This is a genomic window from Bifidobacterium sp. WCA-178-WT-4B, assembly GCF_009696495.1.
In the GTDB taxonomy this organism is placed as follows: Bacteria; Actinomycetota; Actinomycetes; order Actinomycetales; family Bifidobacteriaceae; genus Bifidobacterium; species Bifidobacterium infantis.
Map to the genome: position 1 here is coordinate 97,369 of NZ_VULV01000007.1, position 21,771 is coordinate 119,139.

At 59.6% G+C, this 21,771-nt stretch carries 21 protein-coding genes, 1 tRNA gene and 2 pseudogenes; 4 read left to right on the forward strand and 20 right to left on the reverse strand.

The window, feature by feature from the left end; translation table 11 throughout:
- The first annotated feature begins 25 nt into the window (after positions 1-25).
- On the forward strand, positions 26-445 hold the full coding sequence (locus tag FYJ31_RS06495; protein WP_154536316.1) for an SCO7613 C-terminal domain-containing membrane protein: 420 nt from the start codon (positions 26-28) through the stop codon (positions 443-445).
- A gap of 49 nt (positions 446-494) precedes the next feature.
- Here the strand turns inward: FYJ31_RS06495 and amrB are convergent.
- The 16 genes and pseudogenes from amrB to FYJ31_RS06575 all read right to left on the reverse strand — a co-directional run bounded on the left by amrB (position 495) and on the right by FYJ31_RS06575 (position 17,054).
- Positions 495-1,244 (reverse strand): annotated as a pseudogene (gene amrB, locus FYJ31_RS06500) (AmmeMemoRadiSam system protein B).
- Between the two features lie 314 nt (positions 1,245-1,558).
- Positions 1,559-2,977 carry a DEAD/DEAH box helicase gene (locus FYJ31_RS06505; protein ID WP_065436289.1) on the reverse strand — a complete coding sequence of 473 codons (1,419 nt, stop codon included), beginning with the start codon at positions 2,975-2,977 and terminating at the stop codon, positions 1,559-1,561.
- Between the two features lie 48 nt (positions 2,978-3,025).
- Positions 3,026-3,676, reverse strand: coding sequence for an oligoribonuclease (gene orn, locus FYJ31_RS06510; RefSeq protein WP_077424660.1), 651 nt, complete (start codon positions 3,674-3,676; stop codon positions 3,026-3,028).
- 167 nt (positions 3,677-3,843) lie between these two features.
- Entirely contained in the window at positions 3,844-5,397 is a 1,554-nt protein-coding gene (guaB, locus tag FYJ31_RS06515; RefSeq protein ID WP_012576987.1) for an IMP dehydrogenase, read from the reverse strand.
- Between the two features lie 52 nt (positions 5,398-5,449).
- On the reverse strand, positions 5,450-6,733 hold the full coding sequence (locus tag FYJ31_RS06520; protein ID WP_012576986.1) for a glycosyltransferase family 4 protein: 1,284 nt from the start codon (positions 6,731-6,733) through the stop codon (positions 5,450-5,452).
- Positions 6,730-7,404, reverse strand: coding sequence for an L-threonylcarbamoyladenylate synthase (locus tag FYJ31_RS06525; RefSeq protein WP_014484639.1), 675 nt, complete (start codon positions 7,402-7,404; stop codon positions 6,730-6,732). The genes FYJ31_RS06520 and FYJ31_RS06525 overlap by 4 nt, the downstream gene beginning before the upstream one ends.
- Before the next feature lie 342 nt (positions 7,405-7,746).
- A complete protein-coding gene (locus tag FYJ31_RS06530; protein ID WP_012576984.1) occupies positions 7,747-8,451 on the reverse strand; it encodes an ABC transporter ATP-binding protein in 705 nt (234 codons plus the stop codon).
- Positions 8,451-9,314: an ABC transporter ATP-binding protein gene (locus tag FYJ31_RS06535; RefSeq protein WP_012576983.1), complete on the reverse strand. Its 864-nt coding sequence runs from the start codon at positions 9,312-9,314 to the stop codon at positions 8,451-8,453. The genes FYJ31_RS06530 and FYJ31_RS06535 overlap by 1 nt, the downstream gene beginning before the upstream one ends.
- Before the next feature lie 2 nt (positions 9,315-9,316).
- Positions 9,317-10,399: a branched-chain amino acid ABC transporter permease gene (locus tag FYJ31_RS06540; protein WP_032743983.1), complete on the reverse strand. Its 1,083-nt coding sequence runs from the start codon at positions 10,397-10,399 to the stop codon at positions 9,317-9,319.
- Positions 10,400-10,403: 4 nt separating this feature from the next.
- Positions 10,404-11,327 (reverse strand): branched-chain amino acid ABC transporter permease, encoded by a 924-nt coding sequence (locus FYJ31_RS06545; RefSeq protein WP_012576981.1) that lies wholly within the window; start codon positions 11,325-11,327, stop codon positions 10,404-10,406.
- A gap of 214 nt (positions 11,328-11,541) precedes the next feature.
- Positions 11,542-12,729, reverse strand: coding sequence for an ABC transporter substrate-binding protein (locus FYJ31_RS06550; protein WP_032743986.1), 1,188 nt, complete (start codon positions 12,727-12,729; stop codon positions 11,542-11,544).
- Between the two features lie 287 nt (positions 12,730-13,016).
- Positions 13,017-13,901, reverse strand: coding sequence for a peptide chain release factor N(5)-glutamine methyltransferase (gene prmC / locus FYJ31_RS06555; RefSeq protein WP_154536317.1), 885 nt, complete (start codon positions 13,899-13,901; stop codon positions 13,017-13,019).
- Between the two features lie 142 nt (positions 13,902-14,043).
- The gene (gene prfA, locus FYJ31_RS06560; RefSeq protein WP_012576978.1) at positions 14,044-15,132 is read right to left on the reverse strand and encodes a peptide chain release factor 1; all 1,089 of its coding nucleotides are present in this window, start codon (positions 15,130-15,132) and stop codon (positions 14,044-14,046) included.
- Between the two features lie 152 nt (positions 15,133-15,284).
- Positions 15,285-15,497, reverse strand: coding sequence for a 50S ribosomal protein L31 (gene rpmE, locus FYJ31_RS06565; RefSeq protein WP_003830110.1), 213 nt, complete (start codon positions 15,495-15,497; stop codon positions 15,285-15,287).
- A 137-nt stretch (positions 15,498-15,634) separates the two neighbouring features.
- Positions 15,635-15,708 (reverse strand) — tRNA-Ile (locus FYJ31_RS06570).
- Between the two features lie 116 nt (positions 15,709-15,824).
- Positions 15,825-17,054: an ROK family protein gene (locus FYJ31_RS06575; RefSeq protein WP_060620671.1), complete on the reverse strand. Its 1,230-nt coding sequence runs from the start codon at positions 17,052-17,054 to the stop codon at positions 15,825-15,827.
- 217 nt (positions 17,055-17,271) lie between these two features.
- Here FYJ31_RS06575 and FYJ31_RS06580 point away from each other — a divergent pair.
- The 3 genes and pseudogenes from FYJ31_RS06580 to FYJ31_RS06590 form a co-directional block, all read left to right on the forward strand.
- Positions 17,272-17,703: pseudogene (locus FYJ31_RS06580) on the forward strand (FGGY family carbohydrate kinase); the annotation flags it as partial.
- A 72-nt stretch (positions 17,704-17,775) separates the two neighbouring features.
- The gene (locus FYJ31_RS06585) at positions 17,776-17,955 is read left to right on the forward strand and encodes a multidrug efflux MFS transporter (protein ID WP_143724398.1); all 180 of its coding nucleotides are present in this window, start codon (positions 17,776-17,778) and stop codon (positions 17,953-17,955) included.
- 19 nt (positions 17,956-17,974) lie between these two features.
- Positions 17,975-18,292 (forward strand): permease, encoded by a 318-nt coding sequence (locus tag FYJ31_RS06590; protein WP_326831190.1) that lies wholly within the window; start codon positions 17,975-17,977, stop codon positions 18,290-18,292.
- A gap of 9 nt (positions 18,293-18,301) precedes the next feature.
- Here the strand turns inward: FYJ31_RS06590 and FYJ31_RS06595 are convergent, their stop codons facing one another.
- The 4 genes from FYJ31_RS06595 to FYJ31_RS06610 form a co-directional block, all read right to left on the reverse strand.
- Positions 18,302-19,102 carry a hypothetical protein gene (locus tag FYJ31_RS06595; RefSeq protein WP_136500471.1) on the reverse strand — a complete coding sequence of 267 codons (801 nt, stop codon included), beginning with the start codon at positions 19,100-19,102 and terminating at the stop codon, positions 18,302-18,304.
- A gap of 872 nt (positions 19,103-19,974) precedes the next feature.
- A complete protein-coding gene (locus FYJ31_RS06600) occupies positions 19,975-20,394 on the reverse strand; it encodes a peptide deformylase (protein WP_154536319.1) in 420 nt (139 codons plus the stop codon).
- 7 nt (positions 20,395-20,401) lie between these two features.
- A complete protein-coding gene (locus FYJ31_RS06605) occupies positions 20,402-21,250 on the reverse strand; it encodes an aldo/keto reductase (protein ID WP_154536320.1) in 849 nt (282 codons plus the stop codon).
- 72 nt (positions 21,251-21,322) lie between these two features.
- Positions 21,323-21,754, reverse strand: a complete 432-nt coding sequence (locus FYJ31_RS06610; RefSeq protein ID WP_229773888.1) for an MFS transporter — start codon at positions 21,752-21,754, stop codon at positions 21,323-21,325.
- Between the last annotated feature and the right edge of the window lie 17 nt (positions 21,755-21,771).

Sequence of the window (21,771 nt, forward strand, 5' to 3'; positions counted from 1 at the left end):
ACGGCTAGAAGGATAGGAGGGCACGATGACGCAGCCGAACCAGCCATCAGTCGCGCAAGAGCGATTCGGATGTTCGTCGGGACGGCTGACCGCATCACAGGTTATTGAGACATGCGCCACCATCCTTGCCGGTGTAATACTTCTCGGCCTCGCATGGACCAACCCGCAACCGTATGCCCCAGTGGATCTTATCGCCGGCCTGTCCGGAGCGGCCGCGCTGATTGTAGGTGTGCGTTTGCTGCAAGCACCGTTGATCTACGGCACGGTGATTCTTATCGTCAGCACGGTGACTGCGCTGTGGCCATGGCGGGCCGAATTCTCCCGCCACTACTGGTGGGTGTGGCTTGCTTTGGGCGGCATCATTCTGATTGTGGCAGCCGCGCGCTATGAGGCGAGCCTCAAATCGATGAGGACGATCGCCGCGCGTATTGGCGATCTGCGCTAAATCGCGCGGGCGACTTCGTGCGGATGATAGTGCGAGAGATCCGAACTAATCACGATGACGGTTTCCGGTCCGCCCCACAAAGCACGCAACACATCGCCACCTCTTGTGGCGTGGCGTCGCCCGCGTTCAACGGCACAATAGTGAGGTCTGGGCCGAGCACGGTTTGCAGGAACGGAATTTGTACTTCCACGGCATGCTCCTGCGTATGTGTGGGGTCATTGACGATCATTGCGGGAGCCGGTGCCCCCGGACGAGCCTGTGTACCGGAACGAAGCGGCTCATCGGAAGCCGATTCCAAGCCTAAAGCTTTACGCTCAGCAACAACATCTACCGGCACCGTGCCCAGCGGCGTTTCAAACGCCGCTGCGGTAGAGCAAGCAACGCCTCACACGGCCACACGGTGAGTCGGCCCCACAATTACCGCACGAGTCACGCTTCCCCGACCTCGTTCGAGCAAAGCATAGGCAAGCGCGGCCGCCGTGCCGGAATACACATAACCGGCACGCGGCACGATTACAGCCTTTGGCACTCCCGCTGGAAGCGTGGGCTCCAACTGTTGCAGAACCTCTCGACTGTAATCCAATTGATGGGTAATGAGTTGCTTGAGCGCTGTGCGGTCAGCGGGGTAGAACGAACCAGCCACCGCTGGCGGACGTATTGCGCCAGTGATTTTGCCGCTGCCGTCTGCCGCGCTTGCTGCATCTGACGCACTAGCCACACTAACCGTATCGATTTGCACACCGGCTCGGGCGGCCTCGCGAACCTCATTGTTTCCACGAAATATCTCGGATAGCACCATAACTACCACCGCTTATTCCACCGCTTATTCCATGGTAGCCGTTCAGTTCCTCAATGAAGACAAGTTCGCAGTGTCTTCTTCGGCTTCAAGGGGCCGATTCCGCCTCTTGGAGACATCTACTTGCGTTTCGAGGGGCTGGTCATCCGCTCAATCGCACATAGAAACGGCTTCATACCAACGTCATTCCGCCGTTTTTAAGCGTTGTCTACTTGGACATCAGCCCCTTGAAACGGAAGTAGATGTCCCGAAAACTCAAAATCCGCCCCTCGAAGTGCAGAAACACTCAAATTAGCGGTCGCTCGATATATCGACCGTCAAAATAACGCGTCCTGGGCGAAGTCATCATCGGGATTGGCACCAAATTCGTCCGGCTCAGCAGGTTTGAACGCGGTTGCACCTTCATCGGCCAACTGGTCGGAGGCCGAGGCCGAGGCTTCGCGCAGGTCGCCGTCGAGCACCACGGCATCGGGCGAGACGAGGAACATGCGTTCGTTGACGCCAGCCAAATACAGTCCACCCAGCGATTCGACTCGTGACAGCGCCACATATCCCATGCCCGGCGCGAAGGTGCGCTTCAGGTCCATAACCGCACGGTCGAGCGTCATGCCTTGCGATTTGTGGATGGTGATGCCCCATGCGCAGCGCAGTGGCACTTGAGAGACGGAGGCGAGCACGGTGTCGCCGTCCATCATTTCCCATGTGGCCTGTTTCATGGTGACGATGTTGCCGTTTTCGAATTCCACGATCGGCCAGCCGCCCTTGTTCTCCTGGGCGAAGCCGCGCACGGTGCCGAGCGAGCCGTTGACGTACTGGCGATCGGTGTCGTTGCGCAGGGCCATGACAGCCGCGCCCTCCTTGAGCACCAGTCGCTCGGGGGCCAGCATGTTCTTCTTGAGCCGGTCGACCAGATTGGCGGGACCCGCGGTTTCGGCGTGGAACTCGTGCGGCTCAAGCATGATCTGGTTCAGGCGCATGTCGTTGAGATTGTCGGCCTGCCGGTTCACCGGGAATAGGTGGACGGCGACCTGGCCGGGCTCGGGCAGTTTGCCCAGACGGGTGACGAGCACGTCACGGTCGGACTGGGTCACGTCGCCTTCGCGAATGTCGGTGAGCACGGTCAGCAGTTCGCCGGTGTCCTGACGGTGCTGTTCGGTCAGATAGCAGATTACCGGGTTAAGTTCAGGCCATACCAATGATTCGGTGATGAAACCTTCCGGGTTAAGCCCGGCACGGGCATACCGTTCGCGGCTGGCGATGAATTCGGGGGTGGGGGCGATGAGGTCGCGGTTGCGCCCGGACACCGAAACCGGCGGCAGTTGGAAGAAGTCGCCGGACAGCACGACCTGGATGCCTCCGAACGGGCGTGGGTCGCGACGCACTTCGCGGCAGACTTGGTCGACCATGTCGAACAGCCATGCGTGCAGCATGGAAACCTCGTCGATGACGAGGATGTCCGTAGCCTGAATCTTGCGTTTGCGCCGGGATTTGATGAGTTTGAGCAGACTCGGGCTCAGGGCGGTGGCCACGCCGACGCCACTCCACGAATGGATGGTTTGGCCGTTGATATGCGTGGAGGCGATGCCTGTGGACGCGGTGACTGCCACACTGGCGCCGTCGGCCCGAGCCTGGCGGATGAACTCGTTCAAGACATAGGTCTTACCGGCACCGGGCGCACCGGTCAGGAACACGTTCGCGCCGGCGTTCAGAATGGCCAAGGCTTCGGTTTGGCGCATATCAACCTCTCTAGACTCCCCTCAGGGAAGGGAGCCAAGTACGGCGGACTACTTATTGAGGATGCTGGTCGAGACGATGTCGGCGGCGATGGCCTTGGAGGCGGCATCGTCCGGGCCGGGGGCGGGGGCCATGAAGGCCTTACGGTAGTAGCGCAGCTCGTCCAAGGATTCGATGATGTCGGCGAGGGCGCGGTGGCCGCCGTTCTTTGGCGGACGGTTCTCGTAGACGGCCGGGTACCAGCGGCGGGCGAGCTCCTTCAGGGTGCTCACATCCACGCTGCGGTAATGCAGGTGGCTCATGAGGTCCGGCATGTAGTGGTCGAGAAACTTCTTGTCGGAGCCGATGGTGTTGCCGGCGAGCAGCGGGCGCACGCCTTCCGGAGTGAAGCGCAGCACATAATCGGTGACCTTCTGCTCAGCTTCTTCGAGGCTCAGTCCATGCCCCCATTCGTTGATCAAACCAGAACGGGTGTGCATGTTGCGCACGAAGTCGTTCATATGGTCCACAGCCTTCTGACTCGGCTTGATAACGAAATCCACACCTTCATCCAGCACATTCAAATCGAAATCAGTGGGCACTACGGACACTTCGACCAGTTCGTCACCGCCGAAGATATCCAAGCCCGTCATTTCGCAGTCAATCCAAATCAGGCGCGAATCCTTTGCGCTGTAAGTTTCTGCATCATGGCTGTCGACCATGGTAAGCCTCTTTTCGTCATGTCACCCGTTATTACAAGAACAGTTCAGACTATACCCCAGCGCATACAAGCTATCTCGAGCCACATACGCGAAAAGGGCCTGCATAAGCAGACCCTTTTCACAAGGAATCAACCCCTAACTAGCGCAAGCTAGCGGGCATCAACCGATCAGTTGTTGTGGAAGCCGGAGTAGTTCGGGGCTTCGGCGGTCATCACGATATCGTGCGGGTGCGATTCGCGCAGACCGGCATCGGTGATGCGGATGAACTTGCCACGCTCCGGCATCTCGGCGATGTTGTGGGCGCCGATGTAGAACATGGACTGGTGCAGGCCACCGAGCATCTGGTAGAGCACGGCGTTCAGCGGGCCGCGATACGGCACTTCGCCTTCCACGCCTTCCGGCACGACCTTATCGCTGGAGGTCACGTCGGCCTGGAAGTAGCGGTCCTTGGAGTAGGACTTCTTGCCGCGCGGGGCCATGGCACCGAGGGAGCCCATGCCACGGTACAGCTTGTACTGCTTGCCGTGTAGGAGCACCTTCTCGCCCGGGGCTTCCTCGCAGCCGGCGAGCGCGCCGCCGAGCATCACGGAGGAGGCGCCAGCCACGAGGGCCTTGGCGATGTCACCGGAATAGTGGATGCCACCGTCGGCGATGCAGGGGATGCCCGCCGCACGGCAGGCCTGGGCGGCCTCGTACACGGCGGTGAGCTGCGGGACACCGACACCGGCAACGATACGGGTGGTGCAGATGGAGCCGGGGCCAATACCGACCTTGACGGCGTCCGCGCCAGCCTCGATCATGGCCTGGGCACCGGAGCGGGTGCCGACGTTGCCGCCGATGATCTGCACGCCGTCGAAGGCGGAGTCGTGCTTCAGGCGGGAAATCATGTCGAGCGCCAGACGGGCCTCACCGTTGGCGGTGTCGACCACGAGCACGTCCACGCCGGCCTCCATCAGAGCGGAGGCACGCTGCCAGGCGTCGCCGAGGAAGCCGACACCGGCGGCCACGCGCAGACGGCCCTGCTCATCCTTGGTGGCGTCCGGGTACTGCTCGGTCTTGACGAAGTCCTTGACGGTGATCAGACCGGTCAGGCGGCCTTCGTCGTCGACCAGCGGCAGCTTTTCGACCTTGTGCTGGGCGAGCAGACGGTGGGCGTCGTCCTTGGAGATGTTGGACGGGCCAGTGACCAGGTTCTCCTTGGTCATGACATCCTTGACCTTCAGGGTGTCGTAATCATCGGAGGCGATGAAGCGCATGTCACGGTTGGTGATGATGCCGACGAGCTTGTTGTCCTTGTCCACAACCGGCAGACCGGAGATGTGGAACTTGCCGCACAGCTTGTCGAGATCGGCCAGCGTGACCTCGGGGCTGACGGTCAGCGGGTCGGTGATCATACCGGACTCGGAACGCTTGACCACGTCGACCTGAGCGGCCTGGTCGTCGATGGACAGGTTGCGGTGCAGCACGCCGATGCCGCCGTTACGGGCCATGGCGATGGCCATCTCGGACTCGGTCACAGTATCCATGGCAGCGGAGAGGACCGGGGCCTTCATCACGATCTCGCGGGTCAGATGAGTGCTGGTGTCCACTTCGGAAGGAATGACATCCGTCTCGTTCGGCAGCAGCAACACATCATCATAGGCAAGGCCGAGCTTGGCGAAAATCGGGGGAAGGGGAGCATACGCCGACTGGGCGTTCAATTCATCAAGGTTTGTAGCCATGTAAACACTATATGAAAATGCGCTGACCTTCACGACACACGCTTGTGAGCGCTCACTTATCCGCTGCCGGGTCCTGCACCTCACCCACCTGCGAGTCCCGCGAATCCGCAGGCGAATCAGTCATCGAATCCGCTGCCTGAGAGCCAATCGAATCCCGGCTCCCCCCTACTGCAGACTGCGATTTAGACACTGAATACTGCGCGTTCTTTCGTGCGGATTCGAGCGTCAGGTTCTCGGCTTGGATCTCGGGAATACGATGCCGCAGATAGGGGTACATCGTGGCTATGGTCAGCACCACCACGGCGATGGCCATGCCCACGGCCACATGCTGCGCTTCGAAGAACAGAATCGTCAGCGAACCGAATGCGATCAGCGCGGCCCATCCCCACAGGATCAGCACGGCGCCACGCACCGAATGCCCGATCTTCAGCATGCGATGGTGCAGGTGCATACGGTCCGGATGCATGGGCGACTGGCCTTTGGCCAAACGCCGCACAATCGCCAGACACATGTCGAGCACAGGCAGGAACAACACCAGAACCGGCAGCAGAATTGGTATGAACACCGGCAGATAGATGCTGGCATGAATCGAGGCCGGGTCAAGACGTCCGGTCATCACAATCGAAGCGCAGGTGATGAGATAGCCAAGCAGCATCGAACCGGAATCGCCCATGAACAGTTTGGCGGGATGCCAATTATGCAGCAGGAAGCCCACGCAGATACCCACCATCATCACGTCGATCAGCGTGGCCAACGAAGCATAACTCGGGGAAGACCGGGCGATGATATACGAATAGGCGGCGAACGCTATGCCACCAATCGCCACGATACCGGCCGCCAGACCATCGAGGCCATCAACGAAATTGACCGCGTTGATCGAGGCGACGATCAGGAATGCGGTGATCGCCATGGACAGACTCGGCGAGGCGGTAATCAGCGAATCGCCCAAAGGCAGTGAGATGATCTGCAATCCGCCCCAGGCCACGAATACGGAAATCAGCAGCTGACCGGCGAGTTTCAGCATCCAATCGAGATCCCACAGGTCATCGGCCATGCCTAGCAGACTGATCATGATGCCGCCGGCAAGAATCACCCACATCTGATGATTGCCGTTGAACAATCCCGAGAGAAAAGGCAGCCGACTGGCGAACACGGTAGCCACGGCAAAACCGATAAGCATGCCAAGGCCGCCCATGCGCGGCGTGGGAATGGTGTGCACGTCTCGGGCACGCACCTCGCCAACCGCACCGATTTCGATGGCGACGTGGCGAATCAGCGGAGTCACCAGCCAGGTGACGCCACCGGCGATGGCGGCAATCAGTAAGTAGATTCTCATGCGCCAAGTCCCCCGCCGTTGAGGTGGAGGGCCTTGCGAATCACGTTTTGGGCGATGACGCCTTCACGCAGGATCTCGATGCCGTCGCGCGCATACGGATCGGCTTTGACGACGGTGCTGGAGACATGGCCTTGGGTGGGACCGCCGTCCAGATACAGGTCGACTTCGCTGCCGAACGCATCAACCGCCTCCTGGACGGTCTGTGCGCTTTCGTCGCCGGAACGGTTGGCGCTGGACGCGGCCAGCGGACCAGTGGCCTTGAGAATCGCGAGGCACAGCGCCGAATTGGGGATGCGGATGCCCTGCGTGCCGGGGCGACCATCGGCGGTGTCGGCCAAAGTCTCCAACGTGCAGTCGGGCCGGGCTACGGCAATCGGCGAGAACGCGCCGGGCAGGAACGCCGCCGACAAACGATTCAGTGGAGACGGCAGGTCTAGACTGAGCTCATCAAGCTGGTCGGTGGATGCGAGCAGTACCTGCAACGCCTTATAGCGCGGGCGACGCTTGAGCCGGTAGATACGGTCGATAGCGGCCTTATTACGCGGATCGCACGCCACTCCATATACCGTATCCGTTGGAATGACGACCAATCCACCATCCCGGATGACACGCGCCGCCTGTGCCAGCGATTCATCCGTGACCTTCAGCGTTGTTCCGCCCTCCACGCTCACGCCACCTCCGTTCGCCTGTGTATTCACAATCTACCATTGCACCATTGCGCCCCGACTTGCATAGTTCATCATCGCTCGTTTGCCGTACTGCCGTTTTCCGATTCGCCCCACACGCACAGACCGTAGATACAATGAGTCCATCCATGCTCTTTCGCGAAATTACAGGAGTGTTCAATAAGCGAAATCACGGACGCGGACGCCTCCGCCCTGCAGCATTACGCGCAGTAGCACGTACCATAGTGGCACATATCAATGTTCCCGCTGGCGTACGTCGCCATGAAGCAAACGCCTCAAGCGTTTGTAGACGACATCCGTCAGCGGGAACATTGGCACTGCAAGGCGTTACGCGCCGAGATATGCCTTGCGAACCTTCTCATCGTGCAGCAAGTCCGAAGCCTTGCCTTCCATCGTTATCTTGCCGGTTTCCAGCACGTAAGCGCGGTCGGCTATAGACAAGGCCATTCTCGCGTTCTGTTCCACCAGCAGCACGGTGATGCCGCGCTGGCGCAGCGTGACGATGATGTCGAAGATTCCCTTGACCAGCAACGGAGACAAGCCCATCGACGGCTCATCCATGAGAATGGTCTTCGGGTGACTCATCAGGGCACGCCCCATGGCCACCATCTGCTGCTCGCCGCCGGAAAGCGTGCCAGCCAGCTGGCGACGGCGTTCCTTAAGACGCGGGAAATAGTCGAACACCATCTCAAGATCCTTGCCGAGGCCGGACTGGTCCTTGAGGCTGAATGCGCCCATCTCCAGGTTCTCCTGCACGCTCATGCGGGTGAACACATGGCGGCCTTCCGGCACATGTGCCATACCTAGGGTGACGATCTTGTTGGCATGTGTTTTCAGCAGATCATGCCCGTCATAGGTGATGCTGCCGGATTTTGCCGGTACCAGACCGGTGATGGTATGCAGAGTGGTGGTCTTGCCGGCACCGTTGGCTCCGATCAGGGAGACGATTTCGCCGTCATCCACATGCATGCTGATGCCTTTGACCGCGTCAATCGCGCCATAAGAGACACACAGATCCTTGATTTCCAGCATCAGCGTGCTCCTTCTTCTTGAATCGTCTTGGCGATGCTCGGTTCCGGTTCAGCCTTGGATGTGGAATCGCCGTCGGCGTCATCATTGTTGTCGCTGCCCAGATAGGCGGAGATGACCTGCGGATTGTTGGCGATTTGCTCAGGCGTGCCGGAGGCGATGGTACGGCCGTAATCGAGCACCTGGATGCGCTGGCAGACGCTCATCACGAGGCTCATGTCGTGTTCGATCAACAGGATGGCGATGCCGAAACGGTCACGAATCGTGTTGATGCAGTGCAACAGATCCTCGGTTTCGGTGGGGTTCATGCCGGCGGCCGGTTCATCAAGCAGCAGCAGTTTCATGCCGGTGGCCAGTGCACGCGCGATTTCGAGCTTGCGCTGCTGGCCGTAGGGCAGGTTGGCCGCCTGGGTGGTGGCCAGTCCCTCGAGGTTGAAGATGCGCAGCAGGTCGATGGCCTTCTCATGCATCTCGTTCTCCTGCTTCCAGAAGCCCGGGGTACGGAAGATGGCGCTACCCATACGGTAGGTGAACGACTCGTCGAAGGCGACGAGCACGTTCTCCTCAACGGTGAGCTGCTTGAACAGTCGGATGTTCTGGAAGGTACGGGCGATACCGGCACGCACGACCTGATAGGTCTTCTTGCCGTTCATCCGGACGCCATCCAGCCAGAATTCGCCTTCAGTGGGCTTGTACACGCCGGTCAGCAGGTTGAACACCGTGGTCTTGCCAGCGCCATTCGGGCCGATCAGACCGATGAGTTCACCCTTGTTGATGGTCATGTTGAAGTCGGATACGGCCTTCAGACCACCGAAGGTGATGCCGAGATGCTCGGCTTTGAGGATGGGTTGACTGTTATCGCTCATGGTCAGGCCTCCTTCGTTGCGGTCTCGGGGGTCTCCGGCTCGGCATCCGCCTTGGCGGCGGATTTTGCGCCTTTACCAGCCGTTCCGCGGAGTAGCATGCGGTTGACCAGCCTCGGCAGCGAGAACTCCCACGAACCGAAGATGCCTTGCGGGCGGAAGATCATGACCAGCACCAGCACCACCGAGTAGGCGAGCATGCGGTAATCGGCGAAGGCACGCAACAGCTCGGGCAGGATGGTCAGGCCGATGGCGGAAACGATCGAACCGGTGAGCGAGCCCATGCCGCCGAACACCACCATGATCACGTAGTTAATGGAGTTGAGCCAGCCGGCCATGGTCGGGTTCAACGAGCCGATGTACTGGGCGAAGATACCGCCGGCGATGCCTGCGAAGAACGCGGAAATCGCGAACACCAACACCTTGAGATACGTGGTGTTCAGACCCGATGCGCCGGCCGCGATCTCATCATCACGAATGGCCTTGACGGCACGGCCGTACCGGGAGCGACTGAACATGAAGAGCACGACCACGGTGACCACCATGATCCAGAACACGACATACAGGTTGGCGGTGCGGTCAATGCCGATCAGTGCCTGTCCGGCGGCTCCCTTGTCGAGGCCCATTCCACCGGCGACCTTGAGGTTCTGGATGATCACGCGAATGATCTCGCCGAAGCCCAGCGTGATGATGGCCAGGTAGTCGCCGTGCAAACGCAGCGCCGGGATACCGATCAGAATGCCGAATACGCAAGCCACGATGCCGCCAAGTAGCGTGGTGATCAGGAAACGGGTGGTGGGATCGACGCCGATGCCAGCGGCCACCATGTACTTGGAGGCCAGCGCAGCCACGTAGGCACCGATGGCCTCGAACCCGCAGCAGCCCAACGTCAGCTGTCCGAGCACGCCGATGGTGAGGTTCAGCGAGGTGGTCATGATAATGGCGATGCACGCGGTCATCATGATGCCCTTGATGTAGGAATCAGCCAAGCCGGATTCGCACAGCGCCATCACAACGCCGAATGCGGCAAGGACGCCGATGAAGCACACCAGATAGGACTGTTTGGTGGAAAGCATTGTCTTCTTCATCGGATCAGACCTTCTCCCCTTCGTTCTTGCCCATGATGCCGGACGGTTTGACGAGCAACACAATGATCAGGATGGCGAACACGATGGCATCGGAGAATGCCGAGGTGATGATGCCGCCCGTAATGGTACCGATATAGGCCTTGGTGAGGCTTTCGATCAGTCCGATGGCCAGACCACCGATCATGGCACCGGGAATGGAACCAATGCCGCCGAGCACGGCGGCGACGAATGCCTTAAGACCCAGCATGGCGCCCATCATCGGGGAGACTTGTGGGTAGGCGGCGCAGTACATCAGCGAGGCGACTGCGGCCAAGCCGGAGCCGATGGCGAAGGTCAGGGCAATGGTGGAATTCACATTAATGCCCATGAGCACGGCGGCTTCCTTGTCTTCGGAAACGGCGCGCATGGCCTTGCCTTGGCGAGTGAATTTGACGAACAGTTGCAGACCGGCCATGATGACCAGGCCGATGACGATGGTCAGCAGGGTGTCACCCGGCAGTTTCAGCTTGCCGAACGCGATGGATGGCAGGTGGAAGATAGTCGGCACGGTCTGGAAGTCGGCGCCGAAGACGGCTTGGGAACCGTTCTCCAGCAACAGCGACATGGCGATGGCGGTAATCAGGGCCGTCATGGAATTGCCCTTTTCACGCACCGGCTTGTACGCGGCCTTTTCGACGATGACACCGACGGCCACACAAACCAGAACGGCGGGAATGACCGCCACCCAGGCGGGCAGTCCCATAGCGACGATTGCGGGAATGGTGAGCATCAGCACATAGGCACCGACCATGATGAAATCGCCGTGGGCGAAGTTAATCAGTCGAATAATGCCGTAGACCATGGTGTAGCCCAATGCCACCAGCGCGTACACGCTGCCTATTTTCAGGCCATTGAACAACTGGCTGACAAACATGATGATTTGATCCATCACTGCTCCCCCTTTCTTGTAAGTATCTCGATTGTTGTCTGCGATGAATGCGCAGAATTATTGGTATATCCATTGCGAATAATGTGGCACCGTACGACGCGACGCGATGCCCCATGAAAACACGAAAGGGAGAGGGACGGCGAACCGGCCACTCTCCTGTTCATGCGGACATCATGTTATGACATCGGAATCATGCGGCGATAATTCATGGAATTCACTTGGGCTGCACGGTGGTGTTGTACACCGGCTTGCCGTCCTTCATTTCCAGCACGATGACGGACTTGGTCGGGGAACCGGACTTGTCCATCGTGAACTTGCCGGTCACACCGTCGAAGTTCATGCCGGTCACGGCGTTGCGCACATCCTCACGAGTGGCGTTCTTGCCGGCCTTCTCTATGGCCTGCTTGAGCATGTAGATGGTGTCGTAACCCAGAGCGGCGAAGGTGTTTGGCTCGGCGTTGTTCTTCTCCTTGTAGGACTTGATGAAGTCCTGCACCTTGGTGTTGGTGTTGTCGTCGGCGGAGTAGTGGGTGGTGTAGTAGGTCTTGTTGTACTGAGACTTGTCACCGGTGAGCTTGAGGCCATCGTAGCCGTCAGGGCCCATCACGTAGCCTTCGAAGCCCACGGAGCGAGCCTGCGGAATGATGTACGGGCCAGCCACGGAGTAGTAGTACGGCGCGTAGAGCAGCTCGGCGCCGGAAGCCTGAATCTTCTGCAGCTGGGCGGAGTACTCGGTATCGTCAGCGGAAGAGGAGCTCTCCTTGTCCACCACTTCGAGGCCAAGCTTCTCGGCGGCCTTGGCGAAGGCCTCGCCCACGCCGGAGGAGTACGGGTCACCGGTGCCGTACAGTACGGCGACCTTCTTGACCTTCAGGTTCTCGGCAGCGAAACGAGCGGCCACCTCACCCTGGTAGGAGTCCTTGAAGCACGTGCGGAACAGGTAGTTGCCTGTTTCGATGGAGTCGGAGGTAGCGGCCGGGGCGATGGTGACCAACTTGGCCTGATCGGCCAGCGGAGCCACGGCGGCAGTGGTTGCGGAGATGGTCGGACCTGCCACGGCGAGCACATTGTTGTCGCCGGACAGCTTGTTGAAGGCATTGGAAGCCTCGGTGGCATCGCCCTTATCGTCCATGGACTCGAGCTTGACCTTCTTGCCGTTGATGCCGCCCTTGGCGTTGATCTCGGACACGGCCAGCTCGAAGCCCTTGACCTCGGCCTCGCCGTAAGCGGCGGCGGTACCGGAGTTGGTGGTCACGGTGCCGATGGTGATGGAGTCGCCGGAGGCCTTGGCGTTGGAGCTGGAGGAATCATCCATGCTACCGCCGGAGCAGCCCGCAAGGGACAGCGCCATTACCGCGGCCGTACTGGCCGCAATGAACTTAGTGGAAAACTTCACGTTCATCCTCTTCCTTCTTCCTTGGTATTTCAACATCGTTCAACTCAATCGTCGCGCGGGATATGCGCGTGAGACGTCCATCCACATACAACGGAATCGCATCGCGGCTCGTGGCCGTCATCTTACGTCTCTCTCAATCATTCGATGTTCATCGCGGACTGTTATACCCAGACCGACTTTGAAGCCGCAATAACCTGCTCTTATTATGAGACGGCGTAATTGCGGAAAATGAGAAGAAGATTCCGGGAAAACGCGGAAAAAAGACAGGAAAAGCCTGAAATTTTTAGAAAATATCAGGAAACCGCGAACAGATAGCGATCCCGGCCGGTCCAATCCTTGCCGGTGTGGGCCGCGGTAAATCCGATGGCCTTGGCATAGGCCACCAGACGCTCACCTTGAGTGAGATCATGCTCCATGACCAATACGCCGCCAGGCTTGAGCAGTCGGTACGCGCGTTCGATAATGCGCTCAGGGATGAGCGTGCCGTCCGCCGAACCGCCGTACAGGGCCAGTTCAGGGTCCCAGTCGCGTACTTCCGGCTGTTCGGGAATGTCGGTTTGCGGCACGTAGGGCGGGTTGGTGATGACGATGTCGACGGTGCCGTCCAATTGGGCCAATGTGGCGAAGGACGTAGCATCCGCGATTTCCAGATGGTAATTCGAGGCAATGGATGGGTACTTTTTCGCGGTTACCGCCAGATTACGCCGGGTCCATTCGGCGGTGTTCGGCGACAGCTCCACCGCCCACACCTGGCTGCCGGGAACCTCGCTGACAACGGACAGCCCAATCGCGCCGGAGCCGGCGCACAGATCGACCACACGAGGATGGATCATGCCGTTTCTTGTCAGCCAGTCAAGACCGGCCTGCACCACGGTTTCGGTTTCCGGACGCGGAATGAACACGCCAGGGCCGACCTTCAGGTCGAGATAGCGGAACGGCGCATGGCCGGTGATGTATTGCAACGGCTCGCGCTTGGCACGGCGGGCAAGCATGGATTGGAAGCGGGCAAACCGTTCGGCTGTGCCAAGCTCCTCCCCCATCAACAGAGCTTTGTCGACATCGCGCAACTCAACACCTGCCGCCTCGGCAAGGAGCAGTTTGGCATCATGCTCAGGCGTCTCAATACCAGCCTCACGCAATTGCACGGCGGCATCACGAATCACATCGGCAGCAGCCATCACATCCCTATCTTCCGGTGCCTTAATTATCACATAATGTAAGGGTTTGGCCGGTAAATGCGATGCTCGACCGTAGGCTTGACCGAACGGCCTAGAGTGTGTCGAGCATTGTATCTACCGGCCAAACCCGCTCACGCTACTATCACTGCTGGTTGGCCAGACGGTCGGCTTCGTCGGCTTGGATGTCGGAATCGATGACGGCCTGCAGGTCGCCGTCGAGCACGGCGTCAAGGTTGTAGGCCTTGTAATTCGTGCGATGGTCGACGATACGGTTTTCCGGGAAGTTGTATGTACGGATTCGCTCGGAGCGATCAAGCGAACGTACCTGCGAGTGACGCATGTCGGCGGCCTCGGCGGCCTCCTGCTCATGCTTCATGGCCAGCAGGCGGGACTTCAGCACGCGCAACGCGGCGGCACGGTTCTGAATCTGCGACTTCTCATCCTGCATGTTCACTGTGATGCCGGTGGGCAGGTGGGTCATGCGCACGGCGGAATACGTGGTGTTCACGGACTGGCCGCCGGGGCCGGAGCTCATGAAGATGTCGATTTTCAGGTCTTTCGGATCGATCTCAATCTCGTCGTCATCCTCGTCGGCCTCGGGGAACACGATGACGCCCGCGGCGGAAGTCTGGATACGGCCCTGCGATTCGGTGACGGGGATGCGCTGCACACGGTGTACGCCGCCCTCGTATTTCATCGAAGCCCACACGCCGTCTTCGGGAGCGGGCGTGCCCTTGGCGCGGATGGCAATCTGCACGTCCTTGACGCCGCCGAGCTCGGTGGTGTTCTCGGACTGCACGTTCACGCTCCAGCCACGCTTCTCGGCGTAACGGGTGTACATGCGCAGCAGGTCGCCGGCGAACAGTGCGGCTTCTTCGCCGCCGGTGCCAGCCTTGATTTCCATGATGGTGTCGCGCGCATCATCCGGGTCACGCGGGATCAGCGCGGTGCGCAGCTTCTCTTCGACACCGGGCAGTTCGGCCTCAAGACGCTTGGCTTCCTCGGCGAAGTCGGCGTCCTCGCCGGCCATCTCCTGAGCGGCTGCCAGATCGTCCTTCACCTGCAACCAGGTTTTGTAGGCACCCACGATGGCACCCAGTTCGGCGTGACGACGGCCCAGCTTGCGCAGCTTGTCCGGGTTGGACACGACTTCGGGGCTCGCCATCTGCTCTTCGATGGACTGGTACTCCTCAAGCGCGGTTGCCGCCGCCGGGAACTGTTCGTCTGCCATAACACACTTTCTTCTGTATGGTGCTGTTCTGTTCGATTATTCGATTGCGCAGGTCAATGCTGCAACACAACTTGTCAAAGAATACAAAAACGCCAGTCCTCGATCGGGTATGCCGGAGCATGCCGAATCGAATCGGACTGGCGTGAAGTATGCTACTTGCTCTTCTTGCCGTAGCGCTTCTCGAAGCGAGCAACGCGGCCACCGGTGTCGAGAATCTTCTGCTTGCCGGTGTAGAACGGGTGGCACTGAGAGCACACGTCAACGAACATGTGATCTTCCTTGCCAGCGGTGCGGGTCACGAAGGTGTTGCCGCACGAGCACGTCACCTCAACGGGGTGGTAATCAGGATGGATACCCTGCTGCATTTTACGTCTCCTATGGATTCGGGGGACCCGGGTCGTCATGCCCCTATGGCAAGACGTGAACCGGAACCTAAGGGATTGTACGCGCCTATCTGGACGTGAAGACGCGCTGCGCCGCCGCAGGAGACGACGCAAAAGAGTGGGGCCGCAGGGGCTTGAACCCTGGACCGGGCGATTATGAGTCGCATGCTCTAACCGACTGAGCTACGGCCCCACGTTCGCTGCGCAAAACAGCCAACTTGCAAAGTGTAGCATGAACCCACCAACGACGGCACACGCGCCATGCACCCATGCCATGCACCCGCCAGCAACAAGCAGCATCTCCCGGTGCTACTTCTCCCCCATGTACCCCAACGGGTTCTCGATGAACCGCCGCAAGCCCATTTCGGCCGCGCCATATAGCGAGGGATGCAGCGCCATCGGCGGCACAAACACGCGGATTCTCGCATTCGGGTATCCCAGAATTTCCGAACGCAGCCGGCCTTCAAGCACGGTGGCCAGCTCGTCGCCGAAGTGCGTCCACAGTCCGCCCAACAGTACCGTATCGACGTCCACCAGATTCACGGCGGAAGCGATGGCGGAAACCAGCGCATCGGCGGCCTGATCGACCACTTTGGCCACATCCGAATCCCCGGCGCGCCAACGCTGGAGGAACGTATCGATGGCCTCGCTGCTGGTGGCATCCCCATCTTCGGCAATGCCGGCAGCCTCGACCAAAGCGCGACGGCCCGCAAACGCCTCAAGGCACCCGTGGCGCCCGCAGCTGCACAACGGCCCATCCATCGCCACGGACAGATGGCCGATCTCGCCGGCGAATCCGTGCGAGCCCATCGCCACTTCGCCGTCACGCACCACCGCGCCGCCGATGCCGATATCGGTAGACAGGTAAATAAAGGAATCCGTGCGATCCACCACATTCAGGAAGGACGCACGTTCGGTGGCATACCCCGGAATCTGAGCGATGGCGGCCATCTTCGCTTCGTTACCGGCCACCACATCCAGCCGGCGTACCACGTTGAACCGGGTGAGGTTGACGTTTTCCCAACCCAGATTGCGGGCCACCAACAGCCACATGTCGTCGGTGACGATGCCCGGCAGCGCAAGCCCGGCTCCCACCACTTTGCAGCCACGTCGTTTGAGTCGGCTTTCCAACGGGAAGGTCATCGCATCGAGCTTGGCGAAGATCTCGTACGGGTCAGTGCCGGTCATATCCTCACTCACCCACTCCTGACCGAGAGTGTCGCCGTTCAGATCGAGCGCCAGGCAACCGTAGCCATCGGTGTTGATCTGCAGGCCGATGCCGGCGATGGACCCGCCATGAATCTCCAGCGGCGTGCTGGGCCGCCCATATGTGGTGGAGACGACCGGCTCGCCTTCCTGCACCACGCCACTATCGATAAGCATCGAGGCCAACAGCGAAAGCGTGGCCTTGGTCAGCCCCGTTTCCTTGGCCAGGTCGGCCCTGCTTATGGGTTTCTCCGCGCGCAACAAAGTGTCGAGAACCACCGACAAATTATGGTTGCGCAGATCCTCCTGATTGATCCTGCGTAGACTTGCCATTGGCTCCTACCTCCTCGCACCCTAAGCTTTGAGCGTCTTGTGGACGCTCTCATCCATAGATCACACCATGGTATTGTGCGTCAAACGATTGAATCGGACCGCACCTTCGCGTGTTTCCGTTTGCAATCGAACGTTGATACAGTATAGTTTAATCGTCTAACTTATTGGCTATGGCGCGCCGAAACTTGCAAGCGCGACCCTCATCGAGGAGGAATGCATGACGAGAGTACTGGTTGCCGGCGTAGATACGTCAACCCAATCAACAAAGGTCCGCATCACGGACGCCGCCACCGGCGAACAGGTTCGTTTCGGCCAGGCCAAGCACCCGGATGGCACCTCGGTCAACCCGGAATTCTGGTGGGAGGCCTTCACCAAGGCCGCCGAGCAGGCCGGCGGGCTCGACGATGTCGCGGCCCTCGCGGTTGGCGGCCAGCAGCATGGCATGGTCATTCTCGACAAGCAGGGCAACGTGATTCGCGATGCGATGCTCTGGAATGACATCAGTTCCGCCCCGCAGTCCGCCGCCCTGATCGACAAGCTCGGTGCAGCTCCGGCCGAGGGCGACGAACCGGACGACGTGACCGCCCGCGGCAAGCAGCGCTGGGTCAAGGCCGTCGGTTCCTCCCCCGCCAACTCCAACAGCACCACCCCTGCCAACACCACTGCCATGGTCATCACCCTGATGATCGGCTCGTTTGTGGCCATTCTCAACTAGACGCTGATGATTCCCGCACTGCCCACGTTGATGCATGAATTCGATGTGCCCGGCAGCACCGTGCAATGGCTGACCACCGGATTCATGCTCACCAACGGCATCATGATCCCGATCGCCGCGTTCCTCATCGAGACCTTCACCACGCGCCAGCCGTTCCTGTACGCGATGGGCATATTTGCAGAATGATCTTGGCGTTAATGCACTGGTGTCCGGTCTGGTGATGATGCCGAGCGACATCGCCATGAGCATCCTGAACCCGGTGGCAGGCAAGCTGTACGACCGTATCGATGGCCGGCCGCTCGCCTTGCTGGGCTTCGCGATCATGACGTTTGAGGCTGTGCTACTGGTCACCATCATGAACACGCACACCGCAGCGGCCATGCGCACCGGAGTGCCGGAAGCGGCGGCATCGGCCATTGGCGTGCGGGCTTCGTTCAGCACGGTCGCCATTGTGCGCGCGGTCTGTTTGGTTGCGTCCCTCTTCATTCGCGACCGTGGCCGCCGACCTGGACAGCAGCGTTAGGCGGATCCTTCACCGATTGCTGGCCTTCTTGATCAGCGCGTCCAAAGTGCCGGCTTGGCGTGCGGCTTCCGCATCTTCCCAGTCGAGACCGGTATCTTTGGCCCTCCCGTAGAAAAACCGCACCAGACCGGCAAAGTCCGGTTTATATCCGGTTTCCCGGAATGAACGGGCCAGCGAATCACCGATTTGCGGGTCATCAGGCCTTCGTGCCTCATAGATCGGGATGGCACAGGATCTCCACACGCCTCTCACATGTGCGATGCGATTGACGATCATGCCGCCGTGCGCACCATCGTATTGCGAGGCGGCATGTGCGTCCGCCACCTCGTAGACACCACCATGAATGATGTCCTCAACTGTCAGACGACCTTTGACCGCGCTGGCATCGCGAATCCAGAACACCGAAGCGAAATTGGTGTCATCAAGTTCGCGAAAATCACGTATCTCGCGTGTGCCGATACGTTCGTCCTTGTCATACATGAATTCGGCCAAGGCTAGGAATGGCGAGATACCTGCGCCTGAACCGTACTGCAATTCGATACGTAAATCTTCGGATTCATTGCCGGTCAGTCCAATACCGCTGACAGTGCAATCATAGGCAAACCAATCCCAGAACCACCATTCGATCATTTGACGCAGGTGCTTTGAATACGTTTTGAACGGGTTCAGATTCACTTCGCGATAATATATGCGTCTCGCTTCGGCATAGACGGCGAGATTGCAGCGTTTGAACGTCTCGGCTACGTCTTTGGTGTCCAGCATTGCTGGCAAACCGGCATTTTCGGCAGTAGTAGTGGTTGCGGTGCTCATGGCGTTTCCCCCTTCATGTGATGTGGACGGCGGGCTACGTTGCCCGCCGTGAGGCACACTGTATGGCGCTCATGCGGTGGCCCGCAAGCCCGCATGGCGAGATGGTGGATAAGTGGAAAACCCAATGATTCCAAGGGGTATGGAATGTGCATAACAGTGGCTACCGTCGGTGGATAACCGCACTTTCTTGCAGGTTATCCACTGATCGCTCAGCTGTTATCCACAGTCTCTGGGTTATCCACATCGTCTCTGGCGTGTCGTCCACTGTCAGCAGTCGATTTCTGCTTCGTTTGGCGTGTATAAGTGCACGGTGAAGTGTATAACTCCGCGCATTAGGCATATCTGCTACTGAGAAAGGTCCCGAAATCGCCTTCGAACGCATAGCTACACTCAGCAGATGTATTCAGCATGGCAATAGACCCACTTAGGCATCGGAGAATGGTTTTCCCCCCGCTTATAGAGTCAGCAAAGGCCCAACACCTGTCCCAACGCCGACGCTACTGCACTGGCAGCGTCGGCAGAGGCCCACAACTTGGCACAGCAACGACGCTAAAACCGCCCAGCATCGTTACACGTCCAAGTTTTGGCCGCTAACGACGCTTAATGAACGCTTAGCGTCGGCAGCAGGTCACGCACTGGTTCTCCACCGACGGTAGCGCTCCTTAGCGAAGCCAGCCCGCCACTCTTTGGCACATCACCGACGCTTAGAACCTCCAGCGAAGCCAACCTGCCAGCGCATGGCACCCCAACACCGCTGAGAACACCCCCACCAGTGCACATAAAAAAGGCTGGTCATAGCGGTTGCGATGTAATCGCATCGTAATCGCGATGACCAGCCTCGGGGGTTGGGCTGCAACGCGCACCGATATGAATCAGATAATGATGCCGTTGCAGTGATCGACTTCATGCTGGATAATCTGCGCAGTCCAACCGGCGAAGGTGGCGTGGCGGGCGCGGAACCGACGGTCCTCGTAGTTGACCTCAATACGTCGATAACGCAGTGTGCGGCGTTCGCCGGTCAGGGACAGGCATCCTTCCTGGGTGTCGAAGGCACCGTCCGAAGCAGTGATCACGGGGTTGAGCATCACCGTGATACGCCCGCCAAGGTCTTCATCCACGAAGACGATGATGCGTTTGCCTACGCCGATCATGTTGGCGGCCAGGCCCACGCACCGTGAGCGGTTGGCCTCCAGCGTGTCTACGAGGTCTTCGATCACCTGCTCGTCGCCGGGTCCGGCCACTTCGGACGGCGTGCGCAAAAACGACCGCGAAGTCATAATAGGACGTTGCATGTTGGAATCACGCTTCTTCGTGCCAGTGGGGGTTCTGTCCGAAGGTGTGGCCTTCGGGGTTGTCCATCGCGGCGATATCGGCCATGTCCTGATCATCGAGTTCAAAAGCGGTCAGGTCGAGGTTCTGACGCTGGCGCTCCGGGTTCAAGGACTTCGGGATGGCCACGTCGCCGTACTGGAGGTGCCAGCGCAAAATGGCCTGGACCACGGAAATACCGTGCTTGGCGGCGATACGCTTCAGGTCTGGGTCGCGCAGCATCTGGTTGGCGCGGCCCAGCGGGCTCCATGCCTCGGTGATGATGCCGTGCGCGTTGTCGTAGGCCAGCTGTTCGCGCTGTTGGAAGTACGGGTGCAGCTCGACCTGGTTGACGGCCGGCGTCACACCCGTATCGCGAATGAGCAGGTCGATGTGGCCGGGCAGGAAGTTGCTGACGCCAATGTGCTTGACCAAGCCGCGTTCGCGAGCTTCGACCAGCGCTTCCCATGCCTCGACGAACTGGCCTTGGCTTGGGTTCGGCCAGTGAATCAGATAGAGATCAATGTAGTCGAGACCCATACGGCACACGCTCTCCTCAATGGTGAGCAGTGCCTCATCGTGAGCATGGTGGCGGCCGGGCAGCTTGGACGTGGCGATGATGTCTTCACGCGGCACGCCGGATTCGCGGATGGCGCGACCCACCACACCCTCGTTCTCATAGTTGAACGCAGAGTCGATGAGGCGGTAACCCTGATGGATGGCGAACTTGATGGCGTCCACGCCGGCTAGGCCGTTGACCTTGTACGTACCGAAGCCGGTGGCGGGCAGTTCGAGGCCGTCGTTGGCCTTGCGGATCGGAGTGACTGGTGGTTCAAGCATGATAGTTTCCCTGCTTCTCCCGTGATGGAATGTCGGTTCCATCATAAAGCCAACCAATCCGCCGCGGGCGTACTATTTGACTTCTCTCAATTCTGGCGGTCGGCGAGTGGAGAATCGGAACATGAGCGCGGCAAGAATCACGCCAAGCACGGCCATGCCGGTGAACACCATCATGCTGCGTGGGAACGCGGCCGTATACGAACCGGCCGCATCCGCCCCATCGTTCGCGGCGATGCCCCCCACATTGCCGGACAGCGCAACGAACACCACATCCATAATCACGGTGCCGGCGAAGCCGATAAGGATGAACTTGGGCGGGAAGTGGTTCTTCAGCATGCCGCCGATCACCGGGCCGATGGCCGGTGCGGCGCAGGTGACCAGGCTGACGATGCCGAGCATCGCGCCACGCTGTTCAAGTGGTGCCTTCTCCAGAATGATGTTGGTGATAAGCGGCAGGGAGATGCCGGTGCCGAGCGACATGACCAGTCGGGCGGCGAGCAGCATCGGGAAGTTGACCGCGA